The sequence below is a fragment of the Pleionea sp. CnH1-48 genome, from assembly GCF_024124665.1.
Taxonomy (GTDB): domain Bacteria; phylum Pseudomonadota; class Gammaproteobacteria; order Enterobacterales; family Kangiellaceae; genus JAMXSB01.
Genome location: NZ_JAMXSB010000020.1, coordinates 12,606 through 27,285, shown reverse-complemented (window position 1 = coordinate 27,285; position 14,680 = coordinate 12,606). Strand labels below are relative to the sequence as shown.

The following is a 14,680-nucleotide window of genomic DNA, read 5'->3' as shown; positions in this document are numbered from 1 at the left end:
GAAAGCGAAATAACGCATCGCCAGCACTCCATTCCTTTACTATTTTAATTACTCCTCGAAATTCTGATCGTTTTCTTCTAAGTACCGCTCAAGAATTTTCAATGTCCGATTGATCGCACCGCGATTAGATGCGACAACTCCCAATCCAGCCTTGCCCATCTGTTTCAATTTTGTTTTGTTCTCATATAAGTCTCGCAATACCTCAGCCAGGTTAGACTCAGACACTTCCAATGCCGCATTGGCAGAAAGCATATTTTTATAGACATCAGCAAAATTAAAAACGTGCTTCCCAGTGAGTACTGGTTTTGACAATGCCGCTGGCTCCAGTGGATTGTGACCACCTCGCTCGATAAGGCTTCCCCCCACAAAAGCCACATCGGCCGCCTGATAACAATATAAGAGTTCGCCCATCGAATCACACAAAAAAACTTCTACCTCGCTATTTGCAGATTCTCCTCGACTACGTCGAGCCAGACGAAACCCTCGCTGCTCAATCAACTCACTGACACTTTCAAATCGCTCAGGATGGCGCGGAACCAAAATAAGTCGAGCGCAAATACCTGCTGAGACCAGCTCTTTGTGTGCCTTTAAAATCAGTTCATCTTCGCCTGCATGAGTGCTGCCAGCCACCCAAACGAAATCCTGCTCACTCCAGCCACCAAACATTTCACGGGCAAGGCTTTCTAAATTATCAGGAATGGGTAGGTCAAATTTCACACTGCCAGTTACCGATACTCGCTCTGCCTCTGCCCCCAACTCGATAAATCGAGAAGCATCACTTTCGTGCTGGCAAGCAAAATGAGAAACAGGGTCTAAAATCATTTTCTTTGTGGGTATGGGTAAACGCGCATAACCATGAGCAGAACGCGAAGATAAGCGCGCGTTAACAACACAAACGGGAACCTTGTACTTGCGACTATAGTGGATCAAGTTCGGCCATAACTCGGTTTCCATTATGATCACCATGCGCGGCTGAATTTTATTTAAAAAACGTTTAACGACTCGCGGTAAATCATAAGGCGAATAGACATGAAACACCGACTCGCCAAAACTGGCCTGGACCCGTTCGGACCCCGTTGGTGTTGTTGTTGTGACAGTAATGGGGCAATCAGGATAAAGCTGCTGCAAACGCCGAATAATAGGCACTGCGGCAAATACTTCTCCTACCGAAACAGCGTGAACCCAAATGCTGCCTTTTAATTTAGGATTGTTAAAGATGGCAAAATGCTCACGCCAGCGTTTACGATAGGCAGGTATATCACGCCCTTTAAAATAGAGATTTAACAATACAAAAGGAACTGCCAGAAAAAAAATAATCGAATAGATCCAACGAGCCACGGAATGTCTCTTGCTTTTTACGAACAGTCTTCATATTACCATAGTTCCCCGTTTTCATAGATTCAAATTCACTTGCAACGGGACCACAACATAATTTATAACTGTAGTGACTCTTTACTGACCAAATAGCTATTATGACTTCTCTCGTTGAGCACAACCTTGAGCTATTAATTCTGCTTGCTGCAGCAACGGGCTTACTCGGCGTTTTGTACTGCATTGCCGCTATCAAAGCCCTGTTTAGCTTACGCTTGATGCGCATGAGCACGCGACTTATAGGCATGCTGGTTTTTGCTCCACTGAGTTTGCTCTGCTCAGGGATATTGGTTGGTATTCAGGGATATCACGCTTTTACCCAAGAAGAGATCATTGCAGATATTGAGGTGCGCCCTCTATCCACACAGCAGTTCGAAGCGAAAATCGTTTTTCCGGATGGTCAGAAAAAAACCTATATTCTGGAAGGTGATGAAATCCAAATTGATGCCAGCATTTTAAAGTGGAAACCACTGGCCAATTTTATTGGCTTAAGCACTCACTACGAGCTGGATCGCATTGCAGGTCGCTACCGAGATATCGAACAGGCAAGAAACAATCCTCAGTCTCTTTATTCTCTTTCAGAACAACGCTGGCTCGATATTGCAGAGCTGCGAACCCAATATGTCATTTTGAGTCCTTTGGTCGATGCAGAATATGGCTCAGCTACGTTTATTGCGGCCAATGAACACCAACAATACCGACTCAGTATATCGAATACAGGGTTGCTGGTTCGGCGTCATCAAACTACTGCGGCTTTCCCGTAAGAGCCCGCTTCTCTTCCGCTTTTCGGCGGCGCACTTCCTTGGGGTCAATAAGCAATGGGCGATAGATTTCGACTCTGTCACCTTCACGCAATGGGTGATCTAAAGTCACCACACGGCTAAAAACGCCGATCTTACTCGACGCTAAATCAATTTCAGGAAACAACGGTAATATCCCAGAAAGCTCTATGGCTTCTCGCGCTGTGGCTCCCTCGGCAACATCCACCGTAATCAGTTTTTGCTTTTGAGGTAGTGCATAAGCTACTTCTACTTTCATCAAGAATCGCCTCAGATAGGTTATTGCTTCTTAGCTCGATGAATAAAAGCCTGCACCATCGATTCTGCCATTTGCTGAAAAACACGCCCAAAAGCGACACCAACCAGCTGGCTGGAGAATTCAAACTCTAGCTCAAACTCAACTTTACAGGCGTCTTCCGCCAGCGGCTTAAAATGCCAGATACCTTGCAGATACTTAAAGGGGCCATCAACCAGTACCATTTCGATGCTTTTGCCAGGCACTAATCGATTACAGGTAGTAAATGCCTTAGAAATGCCCGCTTGCGACACTACAAGTTCCGCCGTCACTTCGCTTTCAGACTGCTCAATAATTCGACTCTGCTGACACCCAGGCAAAAACTCCGGGTAGCTTTCGATATCATTAACCAACTGATACATTCGCTCCGCAGAATGGGAAACCAGAGCGCTTTTTTCAATCTTGGGCATTGTCATTAACCTGCATAAACAACCGACAATATAAGAGTTCCTATGGTAACACTTTTCGCACTGACAGAAAGCATGTGATTATAAGCGAGCAAATCTTAAACAGTTATTCACCGCCACTCTCTGCACAACGTCAAATATTATCACCTCACGGCGGTAAAGCTGGCTGACGTATGGCGATGAAGACCGTATAATGAGAGTTCGATTTTGAGGCAAGAAAGTTATGGCAAAAAAGAAAAAAAGCTCCCCGAACAGTATCGCAGTCAACAAAAAAGCGCGTCACGACTATTTTATTGAAGATACGTTTGAAGCCGGGCTGGTATTACAGGGTTGGGAAGTCAAAAGCTTGCGTTTGGGTAAAGCAAACCTAACCGAAAGCTATGTGTACATAAAGGACGGTGAGGCCTGGATGTCTGGTGCTCATATATCGCCAATCTCCACTGTTTCAACCCATGTGGTTGCGAACCCAACGAGAATACGAAAGCTCTTGCTACACAATCGCGAAATCAGTCGTCTGTTTGGCTCGCAACAACGAGAAGGCTATACCATTGTTGCGCTTTCACTCTATTGGAAGAAGAATATGGTGAAACTGGAGCTAGGTTTGGCCAAAGGGAAAAAGCTCCACGATAAGCGAGCCACAGAAAAAGAACGTGAATGGAACCGAGATAAATCCCGGATCTTGAAGCAAGGTGCCTAGCCTTGCGCGGTTGCTTAATGGGATTAATTCATTTATAAACAGCTAATAGCCACCATTAATTTCTGCACAGGCTGATTATATTGTGTCAAAAACTCATTTAAGGATATTTTCTTTTGTGCTTCTCTGCACTTTGCTAAGCAGTTGCAGCCTCATAGAAAAACGTTCGACACCCGCCCCCGTCGTCGAGCCCGGCGTTAAAACCTCAGTATCAGGCGTCAACCAGATTATTGCCATGCTCGAGCGAGGACAACAACAGAACGCTCGACAAGCTCTGCTAAAGCTTATTAAGCAATCACCAAACAATGCCACCGCCAAACGCCTATTGGCTCAACTCAATCAATCACCACAACAACGTTATGGCAAAAGCCACATTAAATATAAAGTGAAAGCAGGTGACTCTTTTGGTAAATTGGCGCAAAAATATCTAGGCCACTATTTAGAATTTTATGGTCTAGCTCGCTACAACAACATTCGCGATCCTCGTAAGCTCTCCGTTGGCCAGATCATCAAGATTCCACAGAAGCAGCCGAAACCCACCAAAGAATCTTTGAGTGCAAACAGCAGTATTACTCGAGCGCAGCAACAATTGAATGACCAGCAACCTCTTGCAGCGATCAAAACCCTGATTCAAGCCTCGAGCCTAAAAGGCTATCAACGCCAAGCCAACAAACTTCTTTGGTCTTCAGTGACTCTTTATATCCGCAATTCACAAACGGTAGAAGCGCTGCAAACAGGTCAAAAAAAGGTCACTGAGTTCTTTAAACAAAGTAGCCATCATCCATTTTTAGCGTCGAATTTTAAGCAGGCACAAGATTATTTTGTCTTTCATTATCAACTGTTTCAAAGCCAACAAGCTCATGACGCAGGAAACGACAACGAAGCTTACTCTCACTTCGCCAAAGCAGCCAAATACTCTTTTGATCTGCCTGCGAGTAGTCAACAACTCCAACACACACTGTGCGAAAACATGCACCGCCAAGCTGTATTAGAATACCGTAGTCAGAATCTCGAACAGGCCATCGCACTTTGGGACAAGATACTCATTATTAATCCTCAGCACGAGCCTGCTCGTTTGTACCGAGCAAAAGCCAATAAGCTTAAATCTCGACTTAAACAACTGGATACTACATCCCAATAAAAAAGGCCCATCAGGGCCTTTTTTATTTCTTATGTAAACTCTAGCATGCTTACGTTCATTTACCTTTCAATCAACTACGCAAATTCATTTTAAAAGTCTTTTTCTAACACCACCGTTGCATCATCGTCGTCATTAACGTCCGCATCAATGCCGCTCATGGTTTTTACTCGCAGATTTTCGGTGTCTCCAGACAAACGTGAAGCCGATTTTTCGTAGCGTTTTTCTAAAGTTTCAGCCATTAAGTTAAACGTGTAATTAATACGGCCAAACTCATCGTTCTTCTCTACAGTTAGACGTCGATTAAACTGACCATTACGCACACGATCTAAGGCCATCACAATGCGTTTAGACTGCTTCGAGATCTGTCGAGCAAAAGCGAGTGTCATACTGAATACTGCGATCAAGGTTACGATCATCAACACAATCATAATAACCAGAGTGATCTTACTGGAACGCACCAGCTTATCGGCAGATACGGTAACCCAGACATTACCCAAATGCCGGTTTTGATAGGTAATGGCCGAATCGATATCAAAAACCTGATGATCGGAAGAAATTTCTCGGCTATAGAATGTCGCGGCTCCCGACTTGTCATAAACCTCAGCATTTGGAAACGCCGCAAAATTTTTATTTTTTTCGTTACCTGACGTCGAAGCAATAATTTTATTTTCGTGATTACGAATGCTGACGTATTCGACCTCTTGATTGCTCTTCAGATCTTTAACGATGGTTTCTAAGGCGACCTGATCATCGAGTAGCAGCGGCTCAGCAACCTCAAACGCAATCATGCGCGAAATGGAGTAACCATAGTCCAGCGCCATATTACGCATGGCCATGTATTGCTGAAAATAGACCACCAACAATCCAACAAACATGGTACTTGCAACGAGGCTTGCCATCATCAAGGTCCACTTTATGCGCAAAGAGACAAAACCGGGTCGCCGATTTTCTTTGTCATCTCGCTCCATGACCTCAACCAGATCACGCAAGTCACGCATCAGGAGTGCCGCACTTTGATAACGTTTATCCGGCTGCTTTTGTAATAGCTTACGCACAATATCCTGAATTTCGTCAGGAAAATGAACGCCAGTAATATTGAGAGAAGGCGCTTTATCTTTCACTATCTGCCGAAACAGTTCGCCAAAGTCATCAGCGCGAAAAGGCGTTGAGCCCGTCAACATGGCAAAAATAAGAATACCTAATGCGTATAAATCAGAACGCGCATCGGCTTGTTGCCCTAAGACTTGTTCCGGTGCCATGTATTCTGGCGTACCCAATACTTTGTCGGGTGTCTTTCCTTTTGGTGACAAAGAGTCATCTAGTTGCGCGATACCAAAATCGGTGATCTTGAAGGTTTTGTGGTCGGCAAGACACATGATATTGCCCGGTTTGATATCACGATGAATCACCCCCTGCTTGTGGGCATAATGCAATGCTCGGGCTATCTGGATAACAATGGAGACTACAAACGGTAGCGGCAGTTGGCTGCGTTTTTTCAGGAGTTTGTCGAGCGGGATACCGTCCAACAGCTCCATGGCAATGTAGGGCTTATCATCAGCCACGCCAACATCGTATACCGTCACAATGCCTGGATGGGCCAATTGCCCAGCGAGTTTAGCTTCACGCAAGAATCCTGAGCGATAGTCATCGTCGTTGGCTAATTCTTCACGCAATACCTTAACGGCTAGAAAACGGTCAATTTCTGGGTCATAGGCTTTATATACATAAGCCATGGCTCCACGACCCAGCTCTTCAAGGATTTTATAACGGCCAATGTTTTTAGGCCGCGCCTTACGTCGATCATGGGCGTAGTTTGACCGCTTCTTTTTAGCCGGTGCTTTGGTTGCTGTCGAGTTTGAAGATGGTTTGGGTTCAGGTGCAGCTTTTTTAGCTGCAGGATTCTCTTCAGGTATCTCGGGAGACTCATCGTCGGGCTTGCCCAATGAGGTTTTGAATCGGGATTGCACTGCCTCTCCTTACATCAAATACAGCGCTACCGCTGCTAACGCAATAATAAGTGTTCCACCAATTAGCGCAACCTTGCTTCCCAATCCCATCCCAGGTTTATCAAGCTCTTCTGTTTGAGCGGTATCAACATGAATAAACATGAACTCAACGCCACCAAATCCAATACGATCACCAACATTGATGGCTGTTTCGGCAACTTTGCCGCCATTCACAAAGGTCCCATTAGAAGAGAGCAAATTAATAACCACCCATTCGCCATCGCGATAAACCAGCTGAGCATGGGCAGAAGACACACTAGAATCATCAAGTGCGATATCATTATCGTCAGAACGACCAATACGATATTTTGTTTCTTTGAGTAAAAACTGTCGTCCGGTGTAGGGCGCACTGACACCGATTAAAGCGGGCTGGTCTGAATCTTTGCAATGCTGTTGCGCGATTTCTTTTGCCAGCATGCTTTCCACATCGCTGGCATCAAAAACCTGAGTTCCTTGCGGTCCAACTTTCTGTGTGTTTTGAGTCATAACTACCCCACTCTCCTGTCCTGTAGTCCTTCGTACTATCAGGGTTATATTATTATTATAGTGCGCTTATTTATCGCATGCTGCGGTTAATAGAAAGTCATAAAGTATCAAGCTAGTGTACGCTGATTTAGCTCTCTATTAAAAGTGTTAACCGATCTTCAAAAGACCTATCTTATAACTTGTTTATGAAGAACTTATTTGGGACGAAATAATTTTCGTCCCCACTTTTTGGCGGTATAGACCGCTTTCATAAGGCCCTCGGGCTTGTTCAGGGGTGACTCCAGCAAAATAAATGTGATGTTGTCTTGACCACCATGATTAAGCGCTTGGTCCATTAGTCGCTCTGAGGTGGCCTCCAGGCCCATATCTGAGGCAAAGATCTGTTGCATATCACTGTCGCTCAGCTCTTCGGTGAGTCCGTCACTGCACAATAGCAGCACTTGATCGGGCTCCCAGAAATGATTGGCTTGGTCGACATTTAATTGAGCCAGCTCTTTTGAGCCTAAACATTGAGTAATCAGATGTCGCTGAGGATGATTTTTGGCTTCTGCGGCAGAAATCAGTCCAGCGCTGATTAATCGCTCTACCAGAGAGTGATCCTGACTAATTTGCAGCAGCTTTTTGGTTCGCCGGTTCCACAAGTAGGCACGGCTGTCACCCACCCAGGCAACAGAGATAGATTGTTCATCGCATTGAGCCATAACAACGGTTGTTCCCATGCCATCAGCCCCTTGCACTTTTTTTGAGGCGGCTAATACATCTTCATGGGCTTTTTGAATGGCTTCGTCGGCGGGCACCTGCTTTTGGCAGGAGTCATAGATAGAGCGAACAGCAATGGCGCTGGCGACTTCGCCACAGGAGTGACCTCCCATTCCGTCAGCAATAATCCACAGCCCCATCTCTTCATCACAAAAATAGGAATCTTCGTTCAGCTCACGCACTCTACCAGAGTCGGTTTTGGCAACGTAAGCCCATTGGATAGATGATGCTGTTTCAGTCAATCACTGCACCTTTCGCTTGATAAGCTGTTGTATTCTTTAAGCTTAGTGTACGTTTTTTATGTGTCGATGCAAATCCCCGCGAGATATTTGTCGATTTATTAATCCAAACGGCAAATAATTACAGCTAGAGATGACTAATTCATGACAATAGTCCCATCAATGATAGTCTAAACGTGGTTTATGTGGGATAATGATGGGTAAGCAATAAGTTTTTGCACTTCATTTTGGGGACGACATGGCTTCGACGTGGATTACAAAACTTAAGGCGCATGTCGAGGTGACAGCGAACCTCGTACCCACTAGCTGTAACTTTATAGTCGCAAACGACGATAACTACGCTTTAGCCGCTTAAGGCTAACTGTTGACTCCGATTGTCTCTGGTAGGAGCTCAACAGACATATACAGAGGCTCGCGCAGTTAGGCATGCTTGTGGCCTAACCGTTAAACTTAACAAGCTCCCCCAGTAACACTCCTGTCCGTCGGGTCGTCACTGGTCAAGCTAAAGACGGTGCTAAACATGTAGAACCTTGAGCAGAGGATTTGCGGACGCGGGTTCGATTCCCGCCGTCTCCACCAATTTAAGAAGGTCAACCGTTCCCGGTTGGCCTTTTTTTATGTCTGCCCCCCGCGCTACAGGCCTTATGCGGCAAGGGTTTACGGACTTCGCGCCCTTCTTAATCTTGGACTATCCAAGGCAAATATTCTCTAAATTGCCGAATACTCTCTGCACCTCTCCCCATCTCGAACAGCCCAAGTCCATGACAAGAGAACAGAGAACCCTTTAAAATCAGTAGCTTATTATTGGACTAATCAAAAGGTTTGTTGGGTGAATTGGTTGGGCGAAAGGAAATCACACCACCCAAGCGTCAATGTGTTGCGCGACGTACTCCATCGGCAGACGCTCTTGCTCGAGCCTCTTGTCAGCATACTGATCAGCACGTAACCCCTTAAATAGAGCTAGCTCTGTTTCTGTCAAGGCTACAGGGTCTTTAGATACCGAGTCAGGCTCTGGCACCATACGCTCCGCAAAAGTCTTGACCGTCAGCTCATCCATCATTAGTGGAGTCATACTACTCAGCCTACTTCTGGCATCACTTAAAATAGCCAAGCCTTCAGAATCAATATCTCCCCAGTAACCAACATTCTTATCAGCCAACCAGCCTGCCTTCATCCATGAAACATTTTTGCCTCCACCCGAGACTGCTATCGTGTTGTGAACATCACTAAGTGCCAGACAGGACTGTTCGTTCTCGATCACCAAGATATTTCTCGCGGGCAACTCAAATTCTTGCAAAGTGTCTGAGGATAGGCGAAGCAATGGTAAGCCACCCAACAGTGACCTGGTTTCCTGACAAAGGGGCTTAACTAACAACCAGTCTCTCGGTTTTTCTTTACAATCAAGCCAGCTCATCAAGCCAATACCTTTAACGCTCCGATCAACCAATGCAGTAACGACAGACTCAATTATTAGTAAATTTTTCTCGATGAATTTTGTATCCACAAAAGTGACAGGTAACGCCCTGAGATAACATCCTTGCCCCATTCCTTTTTGTAACTGTGGCAACAACCTCACCAACAGTTCCAAATCGTCCTGCTCGAAACTATTTAACGTTTCTAAATGATCAATTAACGCTTGGAATAAGTTCTGGTCGCTATTTCCATAGGAAGAGCTTCCCTCATAAGAGCTGGCTTTGTGAATGTTTAATTGCGATGAAAGGGATTCAAAAATGTAACGAATTTTCGAAAGCCAGTCTTGTAACTGGCGCTCTTCATCCAAACCAAGTATGTAGGCAAGTGAGCCGATATCTAAGATATTTAAGTGTGTGGGAACATCCTGCTCAGCGAGCGAGCGGAAATTCCGTTTTTCCCAAATCACCTCACACCCTTTGCTTTTGGAGTCGCTTCTTTCTTGGCCAGCCCCATTAATAGAATCTTGAGAAAAGCTCTTCCAAGACGATACGAAGTTCTGAAAATGGCCAATATTCTGGATTGCCGCATTTCCCCTTGGAGGCTTCAAAGGAACTACCAAGGGAAATGAGTCCCCACCGCTCAGCAAGCTTTTCAAATTTCTTGAGTTCTGCCAATGCTTATTTTTCAACGTAAGAAGGACATCTTCTGGTAGTAAGCCCCAAGTCGCTTTTGATGAAGTTCTCATTAAGTTCTGACCAGATCGATTTCAGCGGTGATTTCATCATGTAGCGAGGCATCGATCGCAGAGCGTTTTTGCTCTGCCATGCGCCGATCAATTTCCTCCCATGTCACCTCACATAAGTGGCTTTCATGAAGCTCAGGATCCCGCTCGGCAATGAGCAATGATCTCGCTGACTCTCGCGCTAAATTCAGATTTTTATAGGGCGTAATCAAATTGACATGTATATGAAGCTCCTTGAAGACACGAAGCACTCTTCGGCTAACTGCCTCAGCGGTATTTGAAAATGCCTCATCCAAAAATACGGTGCAATAAATAGGCTTATCATACCCATCAGGAGTCAGCACGTAGGCAAGACTCGCGGCAACGATAGTACCGGCAAACGACTCTTTTTCACCGCCTGACTTTCCACTACTAGACTCAAGCACATCACGCACACTGAACGTCTGCGAATCAATCTCTTCAGCAAAGAATGACATTTGGTACCTTGGATCTAACAGCCTCAAACTTTCCATATTGTAGGAGGTTCCTGGCGCACTCGCTTTCTCAAGAATTTCCACAACTTCAGCCAAAAGGTTAAATCGCGCTTCATGATCATCACTTGTCGCCTGACTTAACGCACTTCTAACTTTACGCTCAAACTCTTGAACATGCGGATACTTTTCACGTTTTGAGCCAAGCTTTAAGTGACTGCCTTGCTTAAACTCAGTACGCTTCAACACGCGATTGATTGTATCGATCCGCTCTAAGATATCCTCCCTCTCAGATTCAAGCTTGGTCTTAATTCGAGCCAGAGATTGAGTTGCGTGCTTATTTAAGCGCTCTTTGAACTGATCGATTAACTCAGGCAAACCCTCTTTTTCAATATAGGAGTAATGCTCTAAATAATCTGGCAGTCCATCTAAGCCTGTGGGCCAATCAACCGTAAGGGGCTGCCATTTATCTTTTCCTCTAAAGGAGCCCATAATGCCATTTGCAGAGTTTTCAGCAGTGTTTTTAGCAGATCGAACTTTTTCCAATTCGCTATCCAGCGTTTTTTCAAATTCCGATTGTTGATCAGCTGTTTCTAAAGTGACGACACCAATTCGGTCCGACAGGAGTGTCCTAACTTCATCACTCATACCAGTTGACGCCAATAAACGGTATTTCTCAGCCTGACGTTGCGCATCATCCTTTTTGGTTTCTAATGCACCTTCATCTTTTTTGAGTTGCTCTTTATTTTTCTGAATATCTAGCAACAGCTTCTTAGCTGTATCCCAGCGAGATTTAGCCAACTCAAGGTTTCCGCCTGATTGTTCAAGTCTCTCCAAGTCGGCTTTCACTGTGTCTAAGCGTTTCTGCCAATAAGGTGCGTCTACTTGCTCCCAGGAATAGCCATCAATTCTTTCCCAAAGCTTTGCTCTCTCAGCGATGTTGTTGAGCGACTCTCGTGCCTCGGATAACGTCACACCCAACTCTGCCACGCGAGTTTCTGCTTCTTTCTCATCGTTATTTAAAAGCACTAGGCGTGACTTATTCGAAAAGCCAAGACTCCAACTTCTGCGATCATCTATCTTCCGCTGATCCTTCTTTTCAAAGCGGCCTCGCTCCATATGCACGAGACCTTCCTTTGTCATTGAGAATGGCGTCGCATCAAGCTCATCAGTACCAGACACGCATCGCAAATCAAACTTATTCAAGTGAGCTTTGAGCCAATCACGATATGGATGATCTTTCCATACCAACTTACGAAGGTAGCCACGCTCATTAAATTCAGTAAAGTTTGACGACCTGTCTTGAGAATTGTATTTCGCTACAACCTGTGCTCGCACATGCAAGCCGGTATGCCGTACATTGAGCCAGCGAGTGACCATTGAGTAATTCTTTTGAGGCACTAGTAAAGTCGTCCTGAGGCCACCTAATGCACGCTCAATCGCCCCCTGCCAAGCTTTCTCTTCGTCTTTGACATCAAGTAATTCACCAATAAAAACCAGCTCATCACCAGATAGATCAAGTGACAGGATCATTTCATCACGAAGCTGCTGATAGCGAACATCGATGTTTGAGTCTGGGCGAGCCTCTATCTCCCGTATCTCGTCTTTAATATCGTTTAAGCTTTTCTGTTGCTCGCTCAACTGTGCTGCAATTTCACCAAAATAATCTTGGCTTTGCTTAGTATCATCTTCGATTTTTTCTAACTTTAAAGTCGCTTCACGCTTATTGGTGATAAATATCTCTTCGTTCAGCTCAGCATCCAGCTCCAAACTGCGACAGTCACTTTGATAATTTGAGGATGCTTGTATGACAGAGTTAAGTCTGTCTTTAGCATGCTGAATATCTTTCTCAAGGGATTCGATCTTATCGCCACCAAGATTGAGATACTCCTCATGCCTTTTCTCTACCGAATCCTGTGCATCATTCTCTTCTGTTTCGGCGCGAACAATAGACCTTCCAAGCGATTCTAATTCTTCTTCTAACTCACTCAGCTTGTTTGACCAAAGCATTGAAAGCGCCTCGCCAAAGTAAACGCTTAAATGATTTTTCTGCAGATGAAGCTTCTCTAAAGCAAGCTTGGATTCGGCAATGGATTCTGAAAGTTCAGGCAATCTACTCAAGTGTGTTTTTTGTTCTTTAGCATCAATCAGCTGCTCATGGATGGCGACGAGATCAGAGAACTCTTCGACAACCTTTTTTGCATCCTCTTTTACACCACTGGGCTCCAAAACTAATTCACGGATAAGTTTTGTAAGATCATCTATCTTCTTGAGGCCCAGCGCACGCGATAACAAAGCAGGCGCATTTTTGTTGTCCATGTATAGATGCTTGCGATAAAGCTCCTGGTAATCAGTAAAGTTGCTATCACAATTGGTAATGGCAGGATCGTCACGCAGCCATTGCTTCAACTGCCTAGCATTTCCTTCACCAAAAGCGTCTAACAACTCTTTTAGTTGCATGTTCCTTTTTGCAACAAGATAAACCCGCTTAACATCGCTAAGTGTATTAGTTGAGCTCGCTGTCCAAAAAAGTGCCGCCAGTGTAATACTTGAACCATCTTCACATTGGTAAAGCGCTCGAAGTCCAGTCACAACCCCTTTCTCACGCTTACTTTTGACTCGCGTAGAAGATCCATCATGAGCAGATCCAAAGCTGCCACGCATATAGGATAAAAGTGATCTATCAGAGCGATCGCCCTGAGCCGCAGCAACGTTAAAAGTCGCTTTTCCTGCAGGTAAAAGTAGAGCCATTAGCCCATCAATAAAGGTCGACTTTCCAGCACCGTTATCACCTGTCACCAAGGTGCCATCGGAATCGATAGAAGCAGTATGTAAGCCATGAAAAGAACCCCAGTTGAAAACCGACAGCTCCGCTAGTCTTATTTGACCTTGAGTAAACAAGTCAGCTCGTGTTGTTGCAATGTCATTCATTGACTTCACCAACTCCTTCCCCATTGTTGTTATTAACTGGGTTTGCTTGAACCACAGCACCCTCTGTTTGCTGCGCCAATAGCTTGTACTCAGCCAACATGGATTCTAAAAAGCTGGCACTGACCACATAGCGAATAATCGGAGTTATTTCGTATCGATCTTCGGCCCCGCGAATCGTTGACAACACTTTCCTTTTAACCATCTCCTTCACTCGAGCTAGCAGCTTTTTGCGATCTTTAGATGCATGATCACTAATAGGGAGGAAAGGGGTGAGATAAGATTCAAGACGTTCAATGTCTATCGTGATTTTTTGCTCTCCGGCTGACTCTCTATCTTGATAATGCTTTCTAAGAACCAGCAATATCAGAGTGTCGTAAAGCGACAGTGTTCTCTTTGGTATTAATGTTGTCGATTCATCTAATTCAGGATCATCTTGATTCTCAGCGCCAGATTCGACATTAATGTCACCGATATCACTCTGATAATCGGCACTAGCGATAAACGCTACCCCCATTTTTTGATCAAGAACCAACCGCAAATAAACTTCCGACAAGTGCTTTCGTATTGCAGATTCATGTCGACAAAGTAACTCAAAAAGTTTGGACTTTTGCGAAGCCATTACCGAACCTTGCCGCATTAAATGCACCAGGACCCGCCTTGCATCGTGAGGCATTGTTTCAGAGTGAACAACAGAGTCGCTTTGCATTACGGAAGTAGCTAAGGCTTCATCTTCAGACGACCGAGATGTAGATTCACCCAGCCCGATATCGTTTTCGGAAACCTGACTATCCTGAGTCTCTTCTTTGACCATTCTATTCTCAGTAAACTCTTCTTCAGAACCTGGCTTAGCGACGCCCTCTTTATCGCCCTTATTGTCGAGAACGAGAGAAAAGAAACTGTTCGGAGGAGAATTGTTGGTCATAGTTTTTCCTTAAAGTTACGTCCTT

The 14,680-nt window shown here is 44.9% G+C and carries 12 protein-coding genes and 1 other RNA gene; 4 read left to right on the top strand and 9 right to left on the bottom strand.

What is annotated here, in order from left to right:
- Positions 1-48: 48 nt before the first annotated feature.
- Positions 49-1,338: a lipid IV(A) 3-deoxy-D-manno-octulosonic acid transferase gene (waaA, locus tag NH399_RS24250; RefSeq protein ID WP_253043956.1), complete on the bottom strand. Its 1,290-nt coding sequence runs from the start codon at positions 1,336-1,338 to the stop codon at positions 49-51.
- A 134-nt stretch (positions 1,339-1,472) separates the two neighbouring features.
- Between waaA and NH399_RS24245 the strand changes: the two genes are divergently transcribed.
- Positions 1,473-2,135, top strand: coding sequence for a hypothetical protein (locus tag NH399_RS24245; protein WP_253043954.1), 663 nt, complete (start codon positions 1,473-1,475; stop codon positions 2,133-2,135).
- Here the strand turns inward: NH399_RS24245 and NH399_RS24240 are convergent.
- Together NH399_RS24240 and NH399_RS24235 are read right to left on the bottom strand one after the other, a co-directional pair.
- A complete protein-coding gene (locus NH399_RS24240) occupies positions 2,116-2,409 on the bottom strand; it encodes an RnfH family protein (protein WP_253043952.1) in 294 nt (97 codons plus the stop codon). The genes NH399_RS24245 and NH399_RS24240 overlap by 20 nt on opposite strands.
- Before the next feature lie 20 nt (positions 2,410-2,429).
- Positions 2,430-2,855 carry a type II toxin-antitoxin system RatA family toxin gene (locus tag NH399_RS24235; RefSeq protein WP_305885113.1) on the bottom strand — a complete coding sequence of 142 codons (426 nt, stop codon included), beginning with the start codon at positions 2,853-2,855 and terminating at the stop codon, positions 2,430-2,432.
- A 220-nt stretch (positions 2,856-3,075) separates the two neighbouring features.
- Here NH399_RS24235 and smpB point away from each other — a divergent pair, with 220 nt between their 5' ends.
- Both smpB and NH399_RS24225 read left to right on the top strand, forming a co-directional pair.
- Positions 3,076-3,549 (top strand): SsrA-binding protein SmpB, encoded by a 474-nt coding sequence (smpB, locus tag NH399_RS24230; protein WP_253043949.1) that lies wholly within the window; start codon positions 3,076-3,078, stop codon positions 3,547-3,549.
- 115 nt (positions 3,550-3,664) lie between these two features.
- Positions 3,665-4,687 carry a LysM peptidoglycan-binding domain-containing protein gene (locus tag NH399_RS24225; protein WP_253043948.1) on the top strand — a complete coding sequence of 341 codons (1,023 nt, stop codon included), beginning with the start codon at positions 3,665-3,667 and terminating at the stop codon, positions 4,685-4,687.
- 89 nt (positions 4,688-4,776) lie between these two features.
- Here NH399_RS24225 and NH399_RS24220 read toward each other — a convergent pair whose 3' ends face one another.
- The 3 genes from NH399_RS24220 to NH399_RS24210 form a co-directional block, all read right to left on the bottom strand.
- Entirely contained in the window at positions 4,777-6,654 is a 1,878-nt protein-coding gene (locus NH399_RS24220; protein WP_253043946.1) for a protein kinase, read from the bottom strand.
- 9 nt (positions 6,655-6,663) lie between these two features.
- Positions 6,664-7,179, bottom strand: coding sequence for an FHA domain-containing protein (locus NH399_RS24215; protein WP_253043944.1), 516 nt, complete (start codon positions 7,177-7,179; stop codon positions 6,664-6,666).
- A 194-nt stretch (positions 7,180-7,373) separates the two neighbouring features.
- The gene (locus tag NH399_RS24210) at positions 7,374-8,180 is read right to left on the bottom strand and encodes a Stp1/IreP family PP2C-type Ser/Thr phosphatase (RefSeq protein ID WP_253043942.1); all 807 of its coding nucleotides are present in this window, start codon (positions 8,178-8,180) and stop codon (positions 7,374-7,376) included.
- Positions 8,181-8,406: 226 nt separating this feature from the next.
- Between NH399_RS24210 and ssrA the strand changes: the two genes are divergently transcribed.
- Positions 8,407-8,756: a transfer-messenger RNA gene (gene ssrA, locus NH399_RS24205) on the top strand.
- 274 nt (positions 8,757-9,030) lie between these two features.
- On the opposite strand, the gene NH399_RS24200 is transcribed toward ssrA, so the two are convergent.
- The 3 genes from NH399_RS24200 to NH399_RS24190 are packed head-to-tail and all read right to left on the bottom strand — an operon-like array spanning position 9,031 to position 14,655.
- Positions 9,031-10,335, bottom strand: coding sequence for a Wadjet anti-phage system protein JetD domain-containing protein (locus NH399_RS24200; protein WP_253043941.1), 1,305 nt, complete (start codon positions 10,333-10,335; stop codon positions 9,031-9,033).
- On the bottom strand, positions 10,335-13,733 hold the full coding sequence (locus tag NH399_RS24195) for an ATP-binding protein (protein ID WP_253043939.1): 3,399 nt from the start codon (positions 13,731-13,733) through the stop codon (positions 10,335-10,337). Before NH399_RS24195 ends, NH399_RS24200 begins: the two co-directional genes overlap by 1 nt.
- A complete protein-coding gene (locus NH399_RS24190; RefSeq protein WP_253043938.1) occupies positions 13,726-14,655 on the bottom strand; it encodes a DUF4194 domain-containing protein in 930 nt (309 codons plus the stop codon). The genes NH399_RS24195 and NH399_RS24190 overlap by 8 nt, the downstream gene beginning before the upstream one ends.
- Positions 14,656-14,680: the final 25 nt, after the last annotated feature.